Raw genomic sequence first — 21,258 nt, 5'->3', positions numbered from 1 at the left:
CAAAGCTGGATCGTGCTGGAGGTTCTGCTATCCCAGCGGGTTGGCCGCCTGGCACTTCTGGTCGCTGCCGGTCTGAGCCACCACGCTTCCGGAGGAGTCAGCGGACGACGGCGGGGCGGCGGGTTTGGTGCCGGACGCAAAGTCCGTGCCGGCGTACAGTTGCACGCCCTGGATGTTGGCAACCTGCTGGACGCTGCTTGCCGGCAGGCCGAACAGCGCGGCAACGTCGGCTGCCACGTCCTCGAACCCGGCGGAGTAGTACACCATGGTCTGGCCCTGCGCCTGGGCCGGCAACTGGGTGAGCTTGGTGAACCCGGCGTCGGACAGCAACCCTGCGATCGCCTTGCTGCGGCCGGTCACACCGGTGCCGTTGGCGATGGAGACCGGCTGCAGCGACTTGTCATAGGCCGGTGCAGCGGGCGTTGCCGGCGTCTCAGGTGCTGCCGGCGCAGGCTGGCTCAGGTCCGGGCTGTTGCGCAGGGCCTTGAAGAAGTTGGATGCAGCCGGCTCGTCGAGAGCCAGCCGGTTGGGGTCCTGCGGCGCGGGGACGGTGGGTACGGTGATGAAGTTGATGTTGGCCGGATCGATGTTCTTCAGCCGGTTGGCGATGGTCAGCAGGGACGGGGCCGAGGCCAGGCCGGAATCCACCGTCAGGTTCTTGGTGATGGTGTCGGCGATGCTCAGGACCTTTTGCGGGTTGCCGAGGGTGCCCTCGGACTTGAGCTTGCGGCTGAGCGAGGCAAGGAAGCCCTGCTGCGCCTGGATGCGGCCCAGGTCCCCGCCGTTGGCGAACCCGTGCCGGGTCCGCAGGAAGGCCAGCGCCTGGTCGCCCTGCACCTGAGAGGTGCCCGCCGGCAGGTTCAGGTGCGAATCGGGATCATTGACGGCCTCGGTCACGCAGACCTCCACGCCGCCTACCGCGTTGGACAGCTCCTTGACGGCGTTGAAGTCCGCCATCATGAAGTGGTCCACCTCAAGGCCCGTCAGCTTGTTCACCGTATCCACGGCACAGCCGATGCCTGCCTGGGCCATGGCGCTGTTGATCATCGCGCTCTTTTGCCCGGGATACGTTTGGTTGGTCTTGGAATCCGTGCACGAAGGCACATCCACCAAAAGGTCGCGGGGGAAGCTGATGACGTTCACGTGGTTGTTGTCCGCGGAAATGTCCAGCAGCATCATCACGTCGGACTGCCCGTAGCCGGAGGATTGGTCCGCGGTGCCGTATTGGCTGTTGTTGCCGCTCCGCGTGTCCGAGCCCAGCACCAGGATCTGCAGCCGGTCCGTGTTGTCATTCGCGGCCCCCTCCGTGCGCTGTCCGCCCGCGGACAGCTGCGAAGTGCTGATGTTGGACTGCAGGCGCCAGGCCCAGTAGCCGCCAAACGCCAGGACGGCCAGGAGCAGCACGGACACCACAGCAGTGAGGACCTTGACCCAGCGTGGGGCACGACGGCGGAGGGGCCGGAGGTGGCGCGAACTGGTGGCGTACAGCTCACCCTGACCGGGGTAGGCGAGGGGGCTGGAGCTTTCCTGTTCCGGGCCGGGAGATTTTCTGGAACCGAACACGACAAAAGGACCTTCGGGAGGGGACAGGTTTCCGCTACCCTACAGGCCGAAGCTGGCAATTCGCCTAAAACCCTTGACTTGGCGGGTGTCCCGTCGCCCTCCAGTAGCGGGGTGGGCGTACTCTTTCTTTTCGGCGGTACCCGCCCGGGCCGCTGGCCCGGCCCTGCGGGAAACCGCGGATGTTCAGGCTGAGGAACGGACAGATGAGTACAGGACAAAAGCAGCGCGTTACGCGTCCTCCTGCCCGGCGCAGGCTGGGCAAACTGGCGGTATGGCTGGAGGACGACTCGCCGGGCCGCCTGCGGCCGCTGATCCTGGCAGTGGTGCTCACGCTCTCAGGGATCGGACTCGTGGAGGTGGCGTCGGCGTCGTCCGTGGAATCCGTGGCGGCAGGAAACAATCCGTACGATCTTCCCCTGAAGCAGGCCATGTGGACCGTGGCCGGCGCGGCGATCATGCTGGTGCTGGCGCGGATGCCCGTGCGGCGGATCCGGTGGCTGGGCTGGCCGATGCTGATCGGTTCACTGTTTGCCCTGGTGCTGGTGTTCACGCCGCTGGGCATGACCGTGAACGGCAACCGGAACTGGCTCAGTGTGGGTGGTTTCACGGCCCAGCCGTCCGAATTCGCCAAGCTCTCGCTGATTGTGTGGGGAGCCTGGATCCTGGACCGGAAGCAGGCCCTGCTTGGGCAGTGGAAGCACGCGGTCATGCCGCTGGCACCGGCCGGTGCACTGATTATGGGCATCGTGGCGCTGGGGCACGACCTGGGCACCACCTTGATCATCATGATGATCCTGGCCGCCACCATGTTCTACGGCGGCGTGCGGATGAAGGTGTTCTCTGTGGCCGGGCTGATCTGCGCGGCGGCAGCCCTGGTGCTGGCAGCCACCAGCGGCAACAGGATGGGGCGCATCTCCTCCTGGCTGGGCATGGGGTCTGACGAGGACGCGCAGGGCATGGGCTACCAGGCGCAGCACGGCACATACGCACTGGCTTCCGGCAGCTGGTTCGGCGTGGGCCTGGGGCAGAGCCGGCAGAAGTGGAACTGGATCCCGGAAGCCCATAACGACTTCATCTTCTCCATCCTGGGCGAGGAACTTGGCTTGGCCGGCTCGCTGCTGGTGCTGGGCCTGTTCGCCACCCTGGCCATTGCCGTGTTCAAGACCATCGCCCGGACCACGGATACCTTCTCGCGGATCGTGGCCTGCAGCGTGATCACCTGGATCCTGGGGCAGGCGGTGATCAACATTTCCATGGTCAGCGGGCTGCTGCCCGTTATTGGCGTGCCCCTGCCGTTCATCTCATACGGCGGGTCGGCGATGGTTTCGTCCCTGGCAGGAATCGGAGTGATCCTGGCGGTGACGCGTCCGGAAGGTACTGTTCCACCATCCCGCCGTGGCACCCGCGTGGGCCGCGCACTCCGTCGCGGTGCCGGGTCGAATCGTGCTGGATTAAGCGGCGCTGTGCCTGATAGTGCTGTGAAGCAGGCCCGGGAGCATGCGCACCAGCGGTAACGCCGGAGGGGCGCTTCCCGCCGCGCCCATGACTGCCGTCCGCTTCATCCTGGCTTTCGGCATCATCAGCGCGCTGATGGACATGGTGTACGAGGGTGCGCGGAGCGTTACCGGGCCGTTCCTCGGTGCGCTGGGCGCATCGGCGCTCCTGATCAGTGTGGTCACCGGTGCCGGTGAAGCCGTGGCCCTGGTCCTCCGCCTGGTGTTTGGGCGGCTTGCTGACAGGCCCGGGCTGCGGTGGGCGCTGGCCATCAGCGGTTATGCCCTGACCGCGGTCTCAGTGCCCCTGCTCGGAGTCACCGACGCACTGTGGGTCGCCTGCCTGCTGGTCCTGGCCGAGCGCTTGGGCAAGGCCGTGAGGAGCCCCGCGAAGGACACCATGCTGGCGGAGGCCGGTTCCGCGCTGGGCCAGGGAAAGGCATTCGCGCTTCATGAAGCACTGGACCAGGTGGGGGCGTTGGTGGGGCCACTGCTGGTGGGGGTGGCCCTGGCGCTTTCCGGCAGCTACGGGCCCGGTTTCCTGCTGCTGGCTGTGCCCGGACTTGCGGCCATGCTGGTCTTGTTCTGGCTGAAGCGCAGAGTTCCCGATCCTGGCGTCTACGAACTCGCCGCCGCCCAGCCGGGCAACCCGCAGCCTGCAGGCGGCGTGGAGCAGGCCGATGCGGAGCCCCCTGGAGCGGAGCGCAACGCGGCCATTCCTGTTCCCGGCGGCGCTGCCGGAATGCCGCGCCAGTACTGGCTTTACGCTGCGTTCAGCAGCCTGACAATGTTCGGCTACGCCACGTTTGGACTGCTTTCGTTTCACTTGGTGGCCACAGGGCTGCTCCCGCCGGCGCTGGTTCCGGTGCTTTACGCCGCGGCAATGGGTGTGGACGCGGTGGCAGCCCTGGGCTCGGGCTGGCTTTTTGACCGGGTTGGGCTGCGGGTCCTGCTGGTCCTGCCGGTGCTGGCCGCCGCGGTTCCGTGGCTTGGCTTCAGTAACAACACCGGGCTTGCAGTGGCAGGTGTGCTGGTGTGGGGAGCGTCGATGGGGATGCAGGAGAGCACTATGCGTGCCGGCGTGGCGGGCCTGGCACCGGCCAACAAACGGGGGAGCGCCTACGGAATGTTCACCGCCTGTTACGGCCTGGCCTGGCTGGCGGGAAGTTTCCTCATCGGCCTCCTCTACCAGCAGTCGGTCTTTGCCCTGGCCGTCACCGTCACGGTGGTGCAGGCAGCAGCATTGGCGATTTTCGCCGTCGTCCGTCCTGGCCGCTCCGGCGACCTAACTGCCTAGGCGACCGCCCCCGCAGCCTCCCGGCATTCTGCACAGCGGACGTCCGCAACCAGGCTGCCGGCGTCGTCCTTTTGGAAATGGGTGACGTGATTGGTGTTCCTGCCGCACCGGGGGCAGAAGCTCTGGCTTTGTTTAGTCCACATGCCTGAATAATACGGAATGCCGTGATGCAGGGAAGATCGCGGGTCAAAGTATGCGGATGCCCGCAGGTCTCCTTAACCGGATCTTGATCAAACCTGCCGGCGATCCTTCAGGGAAGCCTGAGTTTCGCCGGGTAGCTTGTGCCCATCAGGCGGTAGCAGGGAAGGAGCGCAGGACAATGACCATTACCGATTACTTCGTGGCTCTTGGTGGCATGCTGGCTTCACTCGGGTGTGCAGGACTTCTGGCGGCAGCACTTATCCGGGCCCGGGCGCGTCATTAGCCGCGCGGTCACCCTTGCCTTGCCCTCCCGCCATTGGCCGCGGGGAGTTGCGCGGCGGGATTAGGCGATTGCCGGAGGCTCGAAGCGGGTTCCCGGCGGGCCGCTGGGCATCGCCCGGAGGATGCTGTCCGCGACGCTGCGCACTTTGAGGTTGCGGTTCCTGGAGGTGCCGGCCAACTTGCTGAAGGCTTCAGCATAGGAGCAGCGGTTCTGCGCCATGAGCACTCCGCAGGCAACGTCGATGCTGGTCCTGCTCTCCAGTACCTGCTTAAGGTTGTCGCCGGCACGGATGACGCCGTGGACGTCCAGTGCCAGCTTCAGGCTGTGCGATGCCACCTCGACGAACCAGGCGGCGTCATTGACAACCTTGGCGGTGAATCCGACATTGGCCGGGGCCAGGAAGACCAGTGCGCCGGCCAAGCCGGGCTTTAGATCCAGGGGGACGGCAAGGGCTGCGCCGAAGCCGTTGTCCACCAACCGCCTCCGGTAGGCCTGCCAGCGCCCGCCGGCCTGATTGATGACTGTTGGAGCAGCCAGTACGGAACCGAGTGCTGTGGGGCCGTCTCCGTGCTCGTCCTCGGACGCTGCCAGGCCAGCCGCGCCGGATGTGCTTCCGGCCGTGGCAAGGCAGGACCGCTGGCGGTGCAAGACCACGGCACATTCCATCGCCGCACCTGCCGTGGTACTGACCCAGTGGGCTGCAGCGTCGGCGAGTATCTGCAGGGACCCTGCCTCGCCGTCGGCCCCCGTTACGAGGTCCAGCAGGAACCCCTGCCGCTCAAGCGCCTTGTTGTTTGCCGGGCCAACTGCCACTGACGCACCCCCATTCCTTTACGCCCACCAGCTACAGGCGCGGCGGGTTGCATAGAAACCTATTGGGCTGCCGATGCCCGGGCACGAGTAGCCAGTACTCTACTTTTCCCGTCGGGCTGCGCGAGGTACCTGAACATGCTTTGCATCGTTATGGAGGTGGAGGGACGGCGAGTGGGCTACGATGGGTTTGTTAGACAGCCAAGCAAGTAGGATATCGAAGGAATTCGCATGAACCCGCATGGTGCAAGCGAAGGCTCACGGTACCCATCCTCGGCGGGTGCCGAGCCCCGCGCAGTCGACGTCATCAACGCCCTCCGGGAGTTCCGGACATCCGAAAGCGCCATGAGAAGGCGCACCCGTTCCTCCGTGGCAATGGGGGAGACGGACCTCCTGGCCCTGCGGTACCTCATAGACGCGGAATCGGCCGGAATCGGCATCCGGCCCACAGAACTTGCCGCCCGCCTGGCCATCACCTCCGCTTCAATGACAAGCCTGGTCGATCGGCTGGTTGCGGGTGGGTATGTGTTTCGGGAACCCCATCCCACGGACCGGCGCGCTGTGATTCTGAGGCCCACTCCCGGTGCTGACGAAGAGGTCCGGCACAACCTGAACCAGATGCACAAGCGCATGCTGGAGGCTGCCGAATCCCTGTCTCCCGAGGAGATCAAAGCCGTGATGCACTTCCTGGAACGGATGCGTGAAGCGGTGGACGCCGTCAATGCCAAACCCGGCGTTTCCGTACGCTAGACAAGTAGAGAATCCTAGTTAGACTAGCTACATACTTGTTTATCAATCGGATGGCGGATCGAATGACTGCAGTACTTGAACCTCAGGCACCGGGACAATCGACCTTTACGGGCCGTCGCGTCGAATGTGTGCAGAAGGCCGTGCCCATTGCCCTGGACCACCCGTCGGGATTGCGTGGTTCTTCCGTTGCCGTGAATGCCTCGGATCGTGCCCTGGCTGACCCTGCCGCCCCCTTCCACTGCGGCACCGCAATGAGTTCGATTCCAGTGCCTGTGCCGTCGCTGAGCTGGGCTTCGACGGAACTTGACTCCAGGGAGTGGGCCTGCGCCTGCGGCTTCAAGATGGACGTTGGCATCACCGCTGATTCCATGGAGGCCGTGCGGCTGGAATCCGCCATGCTGGAAAGCCTCCAGTGGGAAATGGACGCAGCGCAGGAACGCTTCGAGAATGCCGTGCGGGCCGCTTCCCGGTTGGGCGCGGCCCCCGAAGCTCTTGGCAAAGCTGCCGGCCTCGCCGTCGAGGAACTACAGGAGATCCTGGCCCGCAGCGTTCAGCTGTTCTAACGCCTGGCAGGCGGGGCCTGTAATAGGCTCCCCGGGCCCCGAAGTGCAGCCATCCGTCTGTTCAGATGCGGCTGCACTTCGGGTCGTTGGGAGCGGTAAAGCAAAGTGGTGGCCGGCCGGCTCTGGCCCGAAAAGTGGGCGCGGCGAGCGGCCGGAAGGTTTTATGCAGCCAGGCGGACTGCCCTGGGACGCGGATCTCGGCGCTCGGCCAGCACGCTGATGGTGCAGGGTGCCTGGTCCGGATCGATCTTTGCGGGCAGGTGCCGTGTTTCGGAGGCGGTATGGAGCATGTCCAGCGCCTCCTCATCAACCAGGGCGCTGGAAACGTCCAGCTCCAGGTCCAGGCCTCCCCTGAGGGAGTTGGCACGCTTTGCCACTACATAGAGGGCGTTGACGCTGTGGATGGTGATATGCCCCTTTGCAATCACCTGGGCCTTGCTGTGGTCCAGATCCACCCGGACCACAATGTTCAGCTTAGAGTTCAAGTTGTAAAGCCTTCCCCGGCATTGGCTGCGACGCTGCAGCTTCTTGCATGGCCTGTTTGCTTAAGCCTCCACTAGGTTAGGCAACGAATGTGATGAGCGCAACACAGTGACGTTTGTTACACCGCAAGTAGTTTTCTATCAGTTTGAGGAGCACCCATGAGCGCCGATCCCGCCGGCAAGCCTTCCGTCCTCTTTGTTTGCGTCCACAACGCAGGCCGGTCCCAGATGGCGGCCGCTTTCCTGACCTCCCTGTCCCGGGGAACCGTGGAGGTGCGTTCCGCCGGATCCCAGCCCGCGGAGAAGGTGAACCCCTCCGCCGTGGAGGCCATGGCGGAGGTAGGTATTGACCTCTCCGCGGAGGTCCCGAAGATGCTTACCACCGAGGCAGTGAAAGAATCGGACGTGGTGATCACTATGGGATGCGGTGACGAGTGCCCGGTTTTTCCGGGCAAGCGTTACGAGGACTGGGAACTGGAGGATCCGGCCGGCAAGGGCGTTGACTCGGTTCGTCCGATCCGTGATGAGATCAAGGCACGCATTGAAAAACTGATCACCGAACTCCTGCCCGCGCAGCACGCGGACGCCCAGTAGTACCGCCACCGAAGGACAACCAATGAGCAAAGAACAGCTGATCATCATCGGCTCCGGCCCCTCCGGCTACACCGCCGCCATTTACGCCGCCCGCGCCGGCCTGAACCCCCTGGTCCTGGCCGGGTCCGTCACCGCCGGTGGCGCGCTGATGAACACCACCGAAGTGGAAAACTTCCCGGGCTTCCCGGGCGGCGTCCAGGGCCCGGAGCTGATGGACGGGCTGCAGCAGCAGGCGGAAAAGTTCGGCGCGCGTATTGAGTACGACGACGCCACGTCCGTTGACCTCAAAGGTCCCGTCAAGCGCGTGGTCACCGGCGGCGGGGAGACTTACGAGGCAACGGCTGTCATCCTGGCCACCGGCTCCGCCTACAAGGAACTCGGCCTGCCGGAGGAGAAAAAGTTCAGCGGCCACGGCGTTTCCTGGTGCGCCACCTGCGACGGCTTCTTCTTCCGCGAACAGGACATCATCGTGGTGGGCGGCGGCGACTCCGCCATGGAGGAAGCAACCTTCCTGACCCGCTTCGGAAAGTCCGTCACCGTCGTCGTGCGCAAGGGCGAGCTCCGGGCCTCCCGCATCATGGCCCAGCGTGCCAAGGACAACCCCAAGATCCGCTTCGCCTGGAACTCCGCCGTCACGGCCATCCACGGCGACGGCAAAGTCACCGGCGTCACCCTTACGGACACCCGCACAGGGGAAACCCGGCACCAGGACGCCACCGGCATCTTCGTGGCCATCGGCCATTTGCCGCGCACCGACCTCGTGGCCGGCCAGGTGGACCTGGACGAGGAAGGCTACATCAAGGTTGACGCGCCCACCACGTGCACCAACCTGCCCGGTGTCTTTGCCTGCGGCGACGCCGTGGACCACCGGTACCGCCAGGCAATCACCGCCGCCGGAACCGGCTGCGCCGCAGCCCTGGACGCCGAGCGCTTCCTCGCCGCGCTGGAGGACGCTGCCAGCATCGCCACTGCGCTCGTCGAGGAACCGACCCACAGCTGATGTCCGTCCCAGGCCCCAACTGAGTCGCAGTTAATGTCGTTATCAGCCCCGAAAACGACAACAACTGCGACCCAGTTGGGGCTTTGCCTGTTAGACGACTTCGGGGAGCTTTCCCGTTAATACTGATACGGGAGCGGCCGACCAGCGCTCGCGTTCCGGTTCGTAGGAGACCACCATGGACACGTCGCTTCCCCGCGCCTCGTCGATTGCCAGCAGCAGGGCGTCCTCCATGTGCCTGGCATATTCCAGCCGCTCGGGCAGGGAGCCCTGCAACCCGCCGTCGTCAATCAGCACGTGGCTCTTGCCGTCCACAATGACCTTCAGTGAATACCCGCGGTCCTCCTGCCGGGACCCGCGGGTGGATGTAATCTCGGTGACTCGATCGGCCCGGACCAGCCCGTTGCCCAGCGTGCGGATCCACACTTCACCCATGAAATGACCTCCCCTTGGCTGTGGGCGCAGACCGCCAGCGCCCCCTAGGGCGAACAGTACTCCGTCCCCGCATCTTTGTGACCCCTGTACTTTTCCGGCATCTGCTGGGCGGAATATGACGTGTCCTTTTCATACTGGTCGGTTAGGGTGGGTGCCGTTAGCCCGCCGGGGGTGCACCTGACTTTGGGAGGAATGTATGTGGTCAAAGCTTGATACGTATCTTTATCCGCTGCAGCCCTCTGCCCATTGCCCCTCAGGGACGTTCGAACTGCATGTCCCCTCCGGGAAAATGGTGTGGTCCGAGGGCATGTACGGCATACACGGACTCAAGCAGGGTGAGGTGGTGCCCACCTTCGAACTGTTCATGGCCCACAAGCACCAATTGGATCGGGAGCGCATCCAGGAGATCTGGGCGGACCTCCTGGAAGGCGGCGGCCAAGGGGCGCTGCTGCACCGGGTCATTGACGTCCGGGGCAGGGAACGGCGCGTTTTTTCTGCCATCCAAGCTGTCGTGGAACCATCCGGACAGGTGGACTACGTCCGCGGCTTCATGGTGGACGTGACCCAAAGCCTGCGTATCGAGTCCCAGCACGCCGCCGAGGAAGCCATCGAGGGAGCCCTCGGGCATAAGGCCCTGATTGAACAGGCGAAGGGCATTGTCATGGCACTGCAGGGAGTGGACGGCCCTGCCGCATTCCAACTCCTGGCCAGCAGGAGCCAGCACGCCAACACCAAGCTGCACATCGTGGCCGAAGAACTGGTGAACGCGGCAGCGAACGGCAAGGCCGCTGAGCTCCTGGCCGGTTACTGACCTCCAGCTAGCCCATCACCTGCTGGTTGACCCAGCGTTCCAGGGGCGGTACCAGCAGCAACACCGCGACGCCGGCCACCATCAGGACGTGCACGAAGACGTTCCATGCGGTGGTCCCCACCGTCTCGCCTCCGCCCGTTGCCGCCTCCCAGAACGGCACCAGGGTGACCAGCCCCAGCGCCGCAGAGGCCAGGGCTGCGTACTCCCACCAGCTCCACCGGGCGAACAGTCCCCACGTGGCCACCAGGAATCCCAGCACGGTCAGCAGCGACAGCACCATGGTGATGGCCCACCAGACGCCGGAGGTGTTGACCCCTTTGCTGGCGAACGTGGGCGTCAGCCACAGCCAGCTGCTCCCAGCCATCAGGAGGGCGATCCCGCCAAGGGTGCGAAGAGTGAACACTGCCAACCACCTCCTTCAAAAAGGCTCCGTTTCCAAATAGGCTCCGTGCTGCCGGGACCGCTGGAACAGTGCCGAACGGCCTGCCGTCCCCTGCAGGCGGTGTCCCCGGGCGCTTCCTGCGTCGGGGGACCTTCGGCACTTTTTGCCGCGGCTGTCCATGCGGGACGCTGTTGGCATGGCGGCCAGGACTACCACCAGCCGGAGCGGCAACGTTGGCTCCGCCGTGATCAACGCCCTGTTGCTGTGGGGGATCAACGTCTGGCCGGGCTGGCAGATAGTTCCGTTCCTCACCGCGGACATGACCCGCGTCCTTGAGCTCATCAACGCATCCCTCATCGCCGGCATCATTGTGAACCTGGTCTGCGCGGTGATCCATTCGCGGGCCCTCCTTTCGCTGGGAAACATTGTGGTCATGGGCATAGGGGTGGCGGCCATGCTGCGAATGTGGCAGGTCTTCCCCTTCGATTTCGGCACCAGCTGGTCCGGCTGGCCCGTAGTGGTGCGGGTGTTCCTGGTGCTCGGGATCGTGGGTTCGATCATTGGCGCCATTGTTGAGCTGGTGAATTTCTTCCGGGCCCTGGCCGGGTTCGAGCCGCGCGTCCGGTGAACCTTGCCCCTGTTGCACCTAAGCCTCAGTCGAAGTGCGTAATGACGTTGGGATCCTTGCCCACCGAGGCCACCAGCAAGGCTGCCACGTCCCGAAGCTTGCGGTTGCGGGTGTTGGAGGCGCTCCGCAGGACCTTGATGGCGGTGTCCTGGTTGCAGTTGTTCTGGGCCATGATGATTCCCGTTGCCAGGTCGATGATGGTCCTCGACTCCAGTGCTGCTGCCAGGTTGTCGCGGTCCTCCGTCAGCTGTGCCAGGCGCACGGCCAGGCGCAGCGCCTTGGAGGCCTGGCCCGCATGCACTTCCGCCTTGTGAATTGCTTCATCGCTGAACGCGTGCGTTTGGGCGGCGTACAGATTGAGTGCCGCACTTGCCTCCCCTTCCAGCGGCAGCGGAACGGAGAGGATGGAGCGGATGCCTTCGTCCCAGGCCGTGGCACAGTAATGGGGCCAGCGGCTCTCCTCATGCAATGTGGGGATGTAGACGGTGACCAGGTCCCGGAGGGCGGTCAGGCAAGGCCCGTCGCCATAGGCATACTGCAGCTCATCCATGGCTTTGACCCGCGAATGGCTGGTGGCCACCGTTGCCGATTTCTTCTTCCGCACCATAGTGACGCCGCAGAGCAGCCTGGTGTGGACGGAAAGCGCCGCGGCAGAGAGGGTCACGAGTTCGTGGAGCAGCTCCGCCATGTCCGGAGTCTTCAGGACAAGGTCCTGTAGACGCTCCACGATCCCTTCCTCACGCGGAGTTTCGTGCTTTCCCGCCATGTGGCATCACCCCAATGTGCTGCGTACGGAGATTCTAGGAGGAAGGGCGGGCGAGGAACCCCTGTACCAGGCCCCCTTTCCAATGCAGGGGGACCACAATGGGCGGCCATAGGATAAATCTGATGACTTCCCCTGATGATCCTGAGCCTTTCAGCCTGCGCAGCATTGCGGTTGCCGCTTTCGGCCCCACACTGCTTTTCGGGATCGGGCAAGGTGCCATCCTGCCGGTGGTGGCGTTGTCCGCCCGCGAACTGGGAGCGTCGGTGGCAGTGGCGGCCCTGATCGTCACCCTGATCGGCCTGGGGTCCTGGTTCTTCAACCTGCCCGCGTCCCTGGTGACCCTCCGCTTCGGTGAGCGCTGGTCCATCGTGGGCGCCGCCGTCGCTGCCGGCCTGGCGCTGGCAGCAGCCGCCGTCTCCTCCACCCTTGCCTCGAACGGACTGTGGCTGCTCGCGGTGGCGATGGCCGTCGTCGGAATGTCCGGGGCGGTGTTTGGCCTGGCCCGGCAGAAGTACCTCACCGAGGCCGTGCCCGTGGCGTTCCGTGCCCGGGCGCTGTCCACCCTGGGCGGTGTGAACCGGATCGGCGTGTTCATCGGTCCGTTTGCGGGGGCCGCCGTGATGCAGTTCTTCGGCCTTGCAGGCGCCTACTGGGTGGGCGTGGTGGCCATGGCGGCCGCCGCGCTGCTGTCGCTCACCATTCCGGACCTGACGACGCCGGAGGTCCGGCCGGGCGGGGATGCCGGCCCCCAGCCCACCCTCCGCAGCGTCGCGGTCTCACACGCGGGCGTGTTCCTTTCACTGGGCGTTGGCATCCTGCTGCTCAGCGCACTGCGGTCCTCCCGCCAGGTGGTGATTCCGCTCTGGTCCGACCACCTGGGAATGGACGCCACCTCGGCCTCCCTTATCTATGGGTTGTCCGGCGCGATCGACATGCTGGTGTTCTATCCCGCCGGGAAACTGATGGACCGCAAGGGCCGGCAGTGGGTGGCAATCCCGTCCACGCTGCTCATGGGGACGGCGCTGCTCCTGATCCCGCTCACCGGATCCTTTGTTGGGCTGCTGCTGGCGGCGCTGTTGATCGGTTTCGGCAACGGCATCAGCTCCGGGCTGGTGATGACGCTCGGCGCCGACTTCTCGCCGGACCGCGGCCGGGGGCAGTTCCTGGGCCTCTGGCGGTTCATGGCCGACGCCGGGTCCACCGGCGGTCCCGTCCTCCTGTCGGGGGTGACCGCGCTCGCCTCCCTGGGCCCGGGGATCTCAGCCACCGGAATCCTGGGGTTCGCGGCGGCAGCCGTGTTCGCCGTCGTAATTCCCCGCCTGAAGCACCGCCGCAACTACTGACCGTGTTTGCGGGCCGGTTTGGTGGGTAGCGCGGCCGTCGAGGTTATTCTCGACACATGAGTCATCCCGGCGCCGCTGCCCGCATCAGTCCACTGCAGAAGGCCGTGTGGTGGGCGCAGGACTATGTGTACGCCGCGGGCTGGCAGGTGCGCGGCTTCCTGTCGCGCGTGCAGCCGGCGTCCTTCCGGAACGGGACCCGCGCGCCCGTGGTGATCATCCCCGGCGTGTACGAAAACTGGCAGTTCATGATGCCGGTCATCCAGGCCATCCACGACGCCGGGCATCCCGTCCACGTGGTCACCGTACTCCAGCGCAACAAGCTGAAGGTGCCGGAGGCCGCCAAGCTCGTGGCCCAGCACCTGGAGGAGGCGGGGCTGCGCGGCGCAATCCTGGTGGCGCACAGCAAGGGTGGGCTGATTGGCAAATACACCATGCTGTCCCTGGATCCCGAACACCGGATCGACCGGATGATCTCCGTGTGCGCACCGTTTTCCGGCTCGCGTTACGCCCGGTACATGCTGCTGCCAAGCCTGCGGATCTTCTCGCCCCGGAACGCCCTGACGCTCCAGCTGTCCCGCGAGCTCACCATCAACAGCCGGATTACATCCATTTACGGACCCTTTGACCCGCACATTCCGGAGGGAAGCGTCCTGCCCGGCGCCACCAACATCGAACTGCCGGTGGCCGGGCACTTCAAGATCCTGGGCGACCCCGGAACCGCCCGCATCATTGTGGAGCAGCTGAACCTTCCGGCCTGACGTCCTTTTGCCGGGGGCGTGCTGCCGGTGCTTGTGGCGTGCGTGCGGCGATATGCCGGGCGATGAAGGCCGCGTCCCGGCCTACCCCGTGGACCATGGAGGACGCCAGCGACTGCTGGAAGATGGCGCCCAGGAAGTAGAGTCCCGACTGCGCTTTGGCCACCCCGCGGTCATGTTCCGGTTCGCCGTCCGGGCCGAACACCGGCAGGTGGATCCACCCCAGGTCCGGCGTGAAACCGGTGCACCAGATGATGCTGGCCACCTCGAGTGCCCGGCCATCCGCGAGTATGGGAAACCCATCCCTGGTTCCTTCCGTCCTGGGAACGCGTTCGACGCCGGCACGCACCAGGTCGCGGTTCTTCACCCTGACCAGGGGTCCGCTGTGTGCCAGGATCTGCGGGCGGGCCTTCCGGCCGGCAGGCGTGTTGAGGTTCAGGACGTGCGAGAACGCGAAGAAGACGGCGAGGGTGAGGGGGCGGGTGGCCAGGGCGTCGATGGGCCAGGGGATTTCGCCGGGGTGCCTGCCGGAGATGTATGTCCTGCGGGTCGGGGCCAGCTCCAGGGCGATGTCCGCGCCGGAGTTGCCCGCGCCGACCACCAGGACCGGGCCTGGCGCGAGGTCCGCTGGGCTCTTGTAGCTGCCCGCCGTGAGCTGTTTGATGTGCGGGCTGAGCTGCTGTGCGAAAGCCGGCACCTTGGGCTTCCGGTCCCAGCCCGGGGCGACCACTACGTTGTCGGCTTCGATGCGTTGGTTGTCCGTTTCGATGACGAAGCACTGTCCGGTGTGGCTCACGCCGGTGACCCGGAAGTTGTTCCGGACCGGCAGTGCGAAGCGGTCCGCGTAGCCGCTGAGGTAGTCGGCGAACTCTTCCCGCGACGGGTAGGACCAGGGCGGGGCTGGGTAGCGGCTGCCGGGAAGGGCGTCGTACCGGGCGGGGGTGAAGAGCCGGAGCGACTCCCAGCGGGCACGCCAGCTGTCACCGGTCCTGGGGTTCTCGTCGAGGATGACGAAGTGACGCTTGAGGCGGGACAGGTGGTAGCCCATGGCCAATCCGGCCTGGCCGCCGCCGACGACGACGGTGTCGAAGTGCTCTGACATGATGGCCTGCCCTTCCACCCCTTTGCCGCTTCTTTGCGATGGGCTCTTGGCGGCCTGGGGCTTCCTGCTAGAATTCATCCGAAGCATACTCGGATCAATTAAGGCTAGGCCCGGCGATGAGTGAAGTCAATGCCCCTGCGCGCCGCTACCACTCGCCCCGGCGGAAGCAACAGGCGGCCGCAACGCGGGATGCCGTACTGGCCGCCGCTCGTGAATTGTTTGTGGGGGAGGGGTACCGTTCCACCACTGTGGCGGGCATTGCGCGGAGGGCGGGTGTCGCCGTCGACACTGTCTACGCCGCCATCGGGCGCAAGCCTGACCTGCTGCGGGAAGTAGTGGAAACTGCCATCTCCGGGACCGGCCATGCGGTTCCCGCCGAGAGCCGCGACTATGTCATTCGCCTGAGGGAAGCGGAGCGCGCCGCCGACAAGATCTCGATCTACGCCCACGCCCTGGCCGCCATCCAGCCCCGGCTCGCGCCGGTGTATGTGGCCCTGCGGGATGCCGCGGGGACCGACGCCGATTGCGCTGCGCTCTGGCGGGAGATCTCCGACCGGCGCGCGGCGAACATGCTGAAGTTTGTTGAGGACCTTGCCGCTACCGGGGAGCTGCGGACCGACCGGCCGGCCGCAGAGCTGGCCGACGCCGTCTGGAGCATGAACGGGCCCGAGTACTGGGTGTTGCTGGTGGACCAGCGCGGGTGGACCCCGGAGCAGTTTGCGGGCTGGCTTACTGATGCGTGGTGCCGGCTGCTGCTGACCGTGGACCAGGCTAAGAAGCGCTAGGGCCAAGGCGGCCGGTGTGGGTGGCCGGCGAACGCTCCTGGTCGCCGGGGGATTGCGGACGCGGTTCCTTCAGCTCAATGAAGAGGCAGTGCGTGGGGGAAGAGCCGGTATTCGTCCCCGAATGTTCCTGCGCGTCGAGCCAGCGGGCCTGCCCTGCCCCGAGTTCCACATCCACTTCGCGGCCTCCCGACCGGAGCCGGCGGGCGAACGAAGTGAGTGTGACCATCACGCTGTCCGGGTGGGAATGGGTGCCGGTGCTGTCGCCGGGGCCGTCACTGTACTCAAGGACGCGGACCCGGTCGTTCTCGAAGACCAGCCGGTAGTGCTGTGGATTCACTGCAATGGGATCGGCCATGGGAAACCCCTCATTTTTTATGGGACGTCCGTACCATTACGATACGTATGTATCATAAGTCCTGTGTCCGTACGCCACAATGAAAAGTATCTGGAGACCGGCAGGGCCCGGCAGAAGTCGCGCACGCGGGACGAGTTGGTGTCCGTCCTCCGGGATCTGCTGAAGGACGGACGGGACCCTTCGGTTGCAGAAGTTGCTGCCACGGCGGGCATATCCCGCACCACTGCCTACCGGTACTTTCCGGACAAGGAAGCGCTGCTGCACGCGGCCCTCCCGGAGACCGGTCTGGGATCGCTGCTGGGTGAGGACCCGCCGTCGGACGTGCGTGACCGCCTGGAGCGCACCCTGGACGCGCACTTCGACTTCATCCGCACCTGGGAACCACAACTGCGGGCATCGCTCCGGCTGTCTTTAACCCCGGGCGCTGCCCGGCCCACGCTTCGCGGCGGCCGGGCTGTGGGCTGGTACCGCGACGCGCTGTCCCCGCTGGAAACCGGAGGATCCGGCATCGACACTGCCGCTCTGGCTGTCAGGCTTCGCGCGGTTGCCGGCATTGAAGCCTATGTCTGGCTGCGGGACGTTGCAGGCCTCCGGCCGAACCAGGCATTTGGGGTCATGCGTGCCAACGCCTTGGACATTCTTGACGCTGCGCTCGCTGCCTAGAGCAGGCTGTCCCGCCGCTTTGGAGGGCGGTGGATAAGTAGGGCAATCGGAATAGAAGCGCAGGTCAGAGGCGGTTGAGCTTTCAAATAACTTGAGCTTTTGTTGACGATTTACTCCCTCACTTCCTGAGGTTGAGCGTTCATAGTAGTCCTCAGTTAGGCCACGCTCGGCGGAAGAAGGTGCCGCTGCAACACCCCCAAGGCAGCGGCGCCGCCTCCCGCCGAGCTGGTTCTGTCATAAATGTGGTTCCCGCGACGCGCATATTCGACCCCGACGCGCAGCTTCAATTGCGCTCCTGATACCTGGGCCGCGCTGGTGAAGATGCGCCTCGAGGATGGAAAAGGCCGTCGAAGAATGTGTCAGCGAGCTGGCAGGTGCAGCCCCTCCGTAGACTGGCACCATGTCATGCCGTATAAGTGAACTGGTCCTTACTTGCGCTGACCCCGAACTGCTCGCGAAGTTCTGGAGCGACGTGCTTGGCTACGTGGAGATTGACCGGGAGGACGGGGCGATCGAGATCGGGCCGCCGGACGCCGGGTTCGGGGGAGCGCAGCCAACGATCTTCCTGAGTCCAAGCAGCAACCCGCGGGTGGGGAGGCTTCCGCTGCACATCGACATCAACCCGGTGGACCGGGACCAGGACGCCGAGCTGGAACGCCTGCTGGCGCTCGGTGCACGGCCGGCGGACGTAGGCCAGACCGGCGAGGCGCAGTGGCACGTCCTGCAGGATCCCGAAGGCAACGAGTTCTGCCTTCTGCGCAAGCGGCTCGACGCGCTCGAGTGAGAACAGAGGCACATCCGTGCGGGACGCGTAGAGGGAGTTGCCCGGCGGTGCCTGCTTCTAGACGCCGCCCGGGCACCTTTAACTATCCACCGCACCCCTCAAGCTATGGGCCTCAATATCCTCAAGGTTTGATCAAGATCTCCCCGCAAAAGCCCGTTTCGTGCTAGGGCCAGGCGGGCCGTGAAGCTTATCGCCGCCATGGGGGGAGCAAGGCGGTATCGAGAACGCCATCCTGGCCCGGGCTTCCTCCTGGCCCGCCCTGGCGCCGCGGACTGACCTGCGCGTTGCACCCGCCGTTCCGTGTCAGCGGCGGGACGCGTGCCGCCGTCGGGAGGCAAACGCAAACAGGGACGTAGTGGCCACAGTGGCCAGGTACCCCGCGATCACGATCAGCGAGATGCCGGCCCAAAAGTAATTGGTGGTGCTGGCCTCCTGCCAAGGGCTGGGGGCAATCCGGATCAGTGAATAGACGGCAACCCCCGCGGACGCCAGGCCGATCAGCACCGGCAGCGTGAGCCAGATCCGGGCCGAGCCGAGATGTTCACCGAACCCGTCCCACTCGTTCCACGAACCGCGCCGGAGGATCAACCAGCCGGCCGGAATCATGAACGCCCCTACCAGCAGGAACGCCGCCACCACGTCGGCGGGCCGGTGCCACTGGTTGATCAGCGTGGACACGCCGGAGGCAATGGCGAAGGTGCCGCCGACGAAGCCTGCCATGGGCCGCCAGCGCGGGGACGCCATCAGGAACACTGCCGCCGCCGCTGAAGCCGCCAGGGTGGTGTGGCCGGACGGCAGCGAATTCAGTTCGAGGGTGAGCACACCCTTGTCCGGGCGCGCCGGCAGCAGGTCCTTCAGCACCTGGGTAGCCACGTTCGCGCCAATGCACGCAGCGACGGCGATGCCAGCCTCGGCCCAGTGCCGCCGGATCACCGTGACAAACAGGACCACGACGGCGGCCATCACCAGCGAGATGGTGGGCAGCCAGTCCAGGAACTTGGTGGCCGCCTTGCCCGCAGGCCCGTGGATTTCCACCGCTTCCACCAGCGCGGACTCATCAATGAACTGGCCCGTGGTGGTCTGGACAAAGAAGTAGTAGGTGGCCATCAGCCCGGCAATGCACGCGGCAGTGGACAGCACGAACAGGAACGCCGAACCCGGGGCAGGCCGGGCCGGAGTCCTGGTGGGCAGTTGCCGTGAAGAAGTCATCGCGGTTAAGGGTGACACAAAAAGCTGGACGGCCGCTCAGGAGGTGGGCGCGGCGGGTTTGACCGGGTCCAGCCGGGGGATGCCCGCCGCGGCCACCAACAGCGCCAGCGCGCCCAGCCCGAACGGCAGCGCCGTGGCCATGGCGATGCCGCCCACCAGCAGCGGGCCGCCGGCGTCGCCCAGCTCCCGTCCCAGTTCGGCCGAACCCATGGTCCGGCCCATCCGCTCCGGCGGGGTGGTGTCGGCCAGATGCGCGAAACCCAAGGGGGTCACCGCGCCGATGCCTGTCCCAATGCAGGCCGCGGCCACGAAGATGGTGACCACACCCGGGGCCGCCGCCACCAGACCGATGCCCGCGGCAATCAGCAGCAGGCCCGTCGTCGTGCCCCTGTTGTCCGTGATGGCGTTGCGGTCCCGCAGCCTTCCGATCCAGGGTTGGGTGAGTACCGAGCCCAGCGCCACCACGCTCACCGCGGCCGTGCCCGCGAATGCGTCCATGCCATGGCGGGTGGCCAGGGCGGGGATGAATCCGACGGCGGCACCCAGCGCGCCGGTTGCTGCGGCCAGCACCAGCGTGGGCACCAGGAAACGGCGCTCGCCGACCTGCCGGGCCAGGTCCATCACCGTGTACCGCTTCCGCGGCAGCGGCGCCAAATGCGGCGCGGACACCAGCACCCACACGGCGGTCACGGCGGCCAGCGCTGAGAGCGTTCCGAACAGCAGCGGAAACCCGCCGGCAAGGATCAGGCCCGCGCCCAGCGGCGGCCCGATAATGTAGCCCAGGCTCTTCCAGGACCCGTACCGGCCAAAGTAGGTGCCCGCCTTGCCGCCGCGGGCCATCCTTGCCACCATGGCGGACGACGCCGGCGAGAAGGCAGATGCCGCAGCGCCCTGTCCCAGCCTGGCCAGGGCAAGGATCAACGGGTCCGCTGCTCCCAAACCGATGAGGGACAGGGCGGCGAAGGCGAAGAGTCCGCCGACGATGACAGGCTTGGCCCCGATCCGGTCGCTGAGCGCTCCGAACACGGGCTTGAGGAAGACTTCGGCCACGTCATAGAGGGCCAGCAGGATGCCGAGGTTCAGCAGCGTCAGGCCGATGTTCCCGCTTTGCGAACCGAGTCCTGCCGCGATGCTGTGGGCGCCGAAAGCGGTGACGAACCCGGCGGCGTAAAGAGGTGCCGTTGCCGTGCGGGTGGCGTGCCCGGTGGACAGGGGCTTGTCGGGGCTCATAGTTGGGACTTTAGTGCCTTCATAAACTTGTGAAAACTTCGAAGACTTGAAGCATGAACACCGTTGTCCAGACAGCGAACCTGCATAAGCACTTCGGCCGGGTCAGGGCCCTGGACGGCCTGGACCTCGAAGTCCAGCACGGGGAGATCCACGGCTTCCTTGGCCCCAACGGCGCCGGGAAGTCCACTACCCTGCGCGTCCTCCTGGGCCTGGCCCGGGCAACTTCCGGCGCCGCCACGGTTCTGGGCCTCGAACCCTGGACTCAGGCCGCAGAATTGCACCGGCGCCTCGCCTACGTTCCCGGCGACGTCCGGCTCTGGCCCAACCTGTCCGGCGGCGAGACCATCGATTTGCTGTCCCGGCTGCGCGGCGGCACGGCGGACGGCGAGGCCTACCGCCGCCGGAAGGACCGCCTGTGCCAGGTGTTCGACTTTGATCCGGCCCGGAAGGGGCGCGCCTACTCCAAGGGCAACCGGCAAAAAGTCGCCCTGATCGCGGCCCTCGCCACTGAAGCCGAGCTCTACCTGCTGGACGAGCCCACCAGCGGCCTGGACCCGCTCATGGAGGAGGTCTTCCGCAGGGAGCTGCTGGCCGCCGTCGACCGCGGCGCAACGGTGCTGCTGTCCAGCCACATCCTCTCCGAGGTGGAGGTGCTGTGCCACCGGGTGAGCATCATCCGCGCCGGAAAAATCGTCGACGGCGGCACGCTGGAGTCCCTGCGGCACCTCACCAGGTCCGAGGTTTCCTTCGCTGCGGACGGTTTGGACGCGGAAGCCCTGTCCCGGCTCGGCGCGGTGCACGACCTTACGGTGGACGCCGGCCGGGTCCGGTTCAGCGCCGACGCTGACCGGATAGCGGAGGTGCTTCCCGCATTGGGCGCGCTGGGCGTGCAGGGCCTGACGATTGTCCCGCCGTCGCTGGAGGAGCTGTTCCTGCGGCACTACGGGGATACCGCTGCTGCCCCGGAGCCGGATGCTCCGGCTTCCGCTGGCTACGGTTCCCGGCGGCACCTGCTGGGTGCGAGGGGACGGAGCTGA

General features: G+C 65.9%; 24 protein-coding genes. 14 read left to right on the top strand and 10 right to left on the bottom strand.

Features of this window, described 5'->3' with window-relative positions; genetic code table 11:
* Positions 1 to 27: 27 nt before the first annotated feature.
* A complete protein-coding gene (locus LFT46_RS15350) occupies positions 28 to 1,563 on the bottom strand; it encodes an LCP family protein (RefSeq protein ID WP_236799258.1) in 1,536 nt (511 codons plus the stop codon).
* Positions 1,564 to 1,766: 203 nt separating this feature from the next.
* On the opposite strand from LFT46_RS15350, the gene ftsW reads away from it, so the two are divergent.
* Both ftsW and LFT46_RS15340 read left to right on the top strand, forming a co-directional pair.
* Entirely contained in the window at positions 1,767 to 3,077 is a 1,311-nt protein-coding gene (gene ftsW, locus LFT46_RS15345; protein ID WP_236799257.1) for a putative lipid II flippase FtsW, read from the top strand.
* Entirely contained in the window at positions 3,061 to 4,353 is a 1,293-nt protein-coding gene (locus LFT46_RS15340) for an MFS transporter (RefSeq protein WP_236799256.1), read from the top strand. Before ftsW ends, LFT46_RS15340 begins: the two co-directional genes overlap by 17 nt.
* A gap of 484 nt (positions 4,354 to 4,837) precedes the next feature.
* Here LFT46_RS15340 and LFT46_RS15335 read toward each other — a convergent pair whose 3' ends face one another.
* The gene (locus tag LFT46_RS15335) at positions 4,838 to 5,590 is read right to left on the bottom strand and encodes an ANTAR domain-containing protein (protein WP_236799255.1); all 753 of its coding nucleotides are present in this window, start codon (positions 5,588 to 5,590) and stop codon (positions 4,838 to 4,840) included.
* 228 nt (positions 5,591 to 5,818) lie between these two features.
* Between LFT46_RS15335 and LFT46_RS15330 the strand changes: the two genes are divergently transcribed.
* Complete coding sequence (locus tag LFT46_RS15330) at positions 5,819 to 6,337, top strand: MarR family winged helix-turn-helix transcriptional regulator (RefSeq protein WP_236799254.1); 519 nt, start codon at positions 5,819 to 5,821, stop codon at positions 6,335 to 6,337.
* A gap of 62 nt (positions 6,338 to 6,399) precedes the next feature.
* A complete protein-coding gene (locus LFT46_RS15325; RefSeq protein WP_236820259.1) occupies positions 6,400 to 6,900 on the top strand; it encodes a hypothetical protein in 501 nt (166 codons plus the stop codon).
* Between the two features lie 161 nt (positions 6,901 to 7,061).
* Here the strand turns inward: LFT46_RS15325 and LFT46_RS15320 are convergent, their stop codons facing one another.
* Positions 7,062 to 7,385, bottom strand: a complete 324-nt coding sequence (locus LFT46_RS15320) for a hypothetical protein (RefSeq protein WP_236799252.1) — start codon at positions 7,383 to 7,385, stop codon at positions 7,062 to 7,064.
* A gap of 156 nt (positions 7,386 to 7,541) precedes the next feature.
* Here LFT46_RS15320 and LFT46_RS15315 point away from each other — a divergent pair, with 156 nt between their 5' ends.
* Complete coding sequence (locus tag LFT46_RS15315) at positions 7,542 to 7,976, top strand: arsenate reductase ArsC (protein WP_236799251.1); 435 nt, start codon at positions 7,542 to 7,544, stop codon at positions 7,974 to 7,976.
* Between the two features lie 22 nt (positions 7,977 to 7,998).
* Positions 7,999 to 8,976 carry a thioredoxin-disulfide reductase gene (trxB, locus tag LFT46_RS15310; protein WP_236799250.1) on the top strand — a complete coding sequence of 326 codons (978 nt, stop codon included), beginning with the start codon at positions 7,999 to 8,001 and terminating at the stop codon, positions 8,974 to 8,976.
* 90 nt (positions 8,977 to 9,066) lie between these two features.
* On the opposite strand, the gene LFT46_RS15305 is transcribed toward trxB, so the two are convergent.
* Complete coding sequence (locus tag LFT46_RS15305) at positions 9,067 to 9,408, bottom strand: hypothetical protein (RefSeq protein WP_236799249.1); 342 nt, start codon at positions 9,406 to 9,408, stop codon at positions 9,067 to 9,069.
* Positions 9,409 to 9,604: 196 nt separating this feature from the next.
* On the opposite strand from LFT46_RS15305, the gene LFT46_RS15300 reads away from it, so the two are divergent.
* Positions 9,605 to 10,219 (top strand): PAS and ANTAR domain-containing protein, encoded by a 615-nt coding sequence (locus LFT46_RS15300; protein ID WP_236799248.1) that lies wholly within the window; start codon positions 9,605 to 9,607, stop codon positions 10,217 to 10,219.
* 7 nt (positions 10,220 to 10,226) lie between these two features.
* Here LFT46_RS15300 and LFT46_RS15295 read toward each other — a convergent pair whose 3' ends face one another.
* Positions 10,227 to 10,628: a hypothetical protein gene (locus LFT46_RS15295; RefSeq protein WP_236820258.1), complete on the bottom strand. Its 402-nt coding sequence runs from the start codon at positions 10,626 to 10,628 to the stop codon at positions 10,227 to 10,229.
* A gap of 169 nt (positions 10,629 to 10,797) precedes the next feature.
* Between LFT46_RS15295 and LFT46_RS15290 the strand changes: the two genes are divergently transcribed.
* The gene (locus tag LFT46_RS15290) at positions 10,798 to 11,229 is read left to right on the top strand and encodes a hypothetical protein (protein ID WP_236820257.1); all 432 of its coding nucleotides are present in this window, start codon (positions 10,798 to 10,800) and stop codon (positions 11,227 to 11,229) included.
* A 25-nt stretch (positions 11,230 to 11,254) separates the two neighbouring features.
* Here the strand turns inward: LFT46_RS15290 and LFT46_RS15285 are convergent, their stop codons facing one another.
* Positions 11,255 to 11,956, bottom strand: coding sequence for a GAF and ANTAR domain-containing protein (locus LFT46_RS15285; RefSeq protein WP_236820256.1), 702 nt, complete (start codon positions 11,954 to 11,956; stop codon positions 11,255 to 11,257).
* A 161-nt stretch (positions 11,957 to 12,117) separates the two neighbouring features.
* Between LFT46_RS15285 and LFT46_RS15280 the strand changes: the two genes are divergently transcribed.
* Positions 12,118 to 13,338 carry an MFS transporter gene (locus tag LFT46_RS15280; RefSeq protein ID WP_236799244.1) on the top strand — a complete coding sequence of 407 codons (1,221 nt, stop codon included), beginning with the start codon at positions 12,118 to 12,120 and terminating at the stop codon, positions 13,336 to 13,338.
* A 56-nt stretch (positions 13,339 to 13,394) separates the two neighbouring features.
* Complete coding sequence (locus LFT46_RS15275) at positions 13,395 to 14,096, top strand: esterase/lipase family protein (RefSeq protein WP_236820255.1); 702 nt, start codon at positions 13,395 to 13,397, stop codon at positions 14,094 to 14,096.
* Here the strand turns inward: LFT46_RS15275 and LFT46_RS15270 are convergent.
* A complete protein-coding gene (locus tag LFT46_RS15270) occupies positions 14,065 to 15,195 on the bottom strand; it encodes a flavin-containing monooxygenase (protein ID WP_236799242.1) in 1,131 nt (376 codons plus the stop codon). The genes LFT46_RS15275 and LFT46_RS15270 overlap by 32 nt on opposite strands.
* A gap of 116 nt (positions 15,196 to 15,311) precedes the next feature.
* Here LFT46_RS15270 and LFT46_RS15265 point away from each other — a divergent pair, with 116 nt between their 5' ends.
* Positions 15,312 to 15,980: a TetR/AcrR family transcriptional regulator gene (locus tag LFT46_RS15265; RefSeq protein WP_236799241.1), complete on the top strand. Its 669-nt coding sequence runs from the start codon at positions 15,312 to 15,314 to the stop codon at positions 15,978 to 15,980.
* Here the strand turns inward: LFT46_RS15265 and LFT46_RS15260 are convergent.
* The gene (locus tag LFT46_RS15260; protein ID WP_236799240.1) at positions 15,967 to 16,335 is read right to left on the bottom strand and encodes a cupin domain-containing protein; all 369 of its coding nucleotides are present in this window, start codon (positions 16,333 to 16,335) and stop codon (positions 15,967 to 15,969) included. The two genes, LFT46_RS15265 and LFT46_RS15260, sit on opposite strands and share 14 nt — an antisense overlap.
* A 63-nt stretch (positions 16,336 to 16,398) precedes the next feature.
* Between LFT46_RS15260 and LFT46_RS15255 the strand changes: the two genes are divergently transcribed.
* Both LFT46_RS15255 and LFT46_RS15250 read left to right on the top strand, forming a co-directional pair.
* On the top strand, positions 16,399 to 16,998 hold the full coding sequence (locus LFT46_RS15255; RefSeq protein ID WP_236799239.1) for a TetR/AcrR family transcriptional regulator: 600 nt from the start codon (positions 16,399 to 16,401) through the stop codon (positions 16,996 to 16,998).
* A gap of 400 nt (positions 16,999 to 17,398) precedes the next feature.
* Positions 17,399 to 17,782, top strand: coding sequence for a VOC family protein (locus LFT46_RS15250; protein WP_236820254.1), 384 nt, complete (start codon positions 17,399 to 17,401; stop codon positions 17,780 to 17,782).
* A 303-nt stretch (positions 17,783 to 18,085) separates the two neighbouring features.
* On the opposite strand, the gene LFT46_RS15245 is transcribed toward LFT46_RS15250, so the two are convergent.
* Together LFT46_RS15245 and LFT46_RS15240 are read right to left on the bottom strand one after the other, a co-directional pair.
* A complete protein-coding gene (locus LFT46_RS15245) occupies positions 18,086 to 18,991 on the bottom strand; it encodes a phosphatase PAP2 family protein (RefSeq protein WP_236799237.1) in 906 nt (301 codons plus the stop codon).
* Between the two features lie 36 nt (positions 18,992 to 19,027).
* Complete coding sequence (locus tag LFT46_RS15240) at positions 19,028 to 20,221, bottom strand: MFS transporter (protein ID WP_236820253.1); 1,194 nt, start codon at positions 20,219 to 20,221, stop codon at positions 19,028 to 19,030.
* A gap of 53 nt (positions 20,222 to 20,274) precedes the next feature.
* Here LFT46_RS15240 and LFT46_RS15235 point away from each other — a divergent pair, with 53 nt between their 5' ends.
* Complete coding sequence (locus tag LFT46_RS15235) at positions 20,275 to 21,258, top strand: ABC transporter ATP-binding protein (protein ID WP_236820252.1); 984 nt, start codon at positions 20,275 to 20,277, stop codon at positions 21,256 to 21,258.

Source organism: Arthrobacter sp. FW306-07-I (assembly GCF_021800405.1).
Taxonomy (GTDB): domain Bacteria; phylum Actinomycetota; class Actinomycetes; order Actinomycetales; family Micrococcaceae; genus Arthrobacter.
Note: the sequence above shows the minus strand (reverse complement) of the source record. Positions and strands in the feature narration are given on the sequence as shown.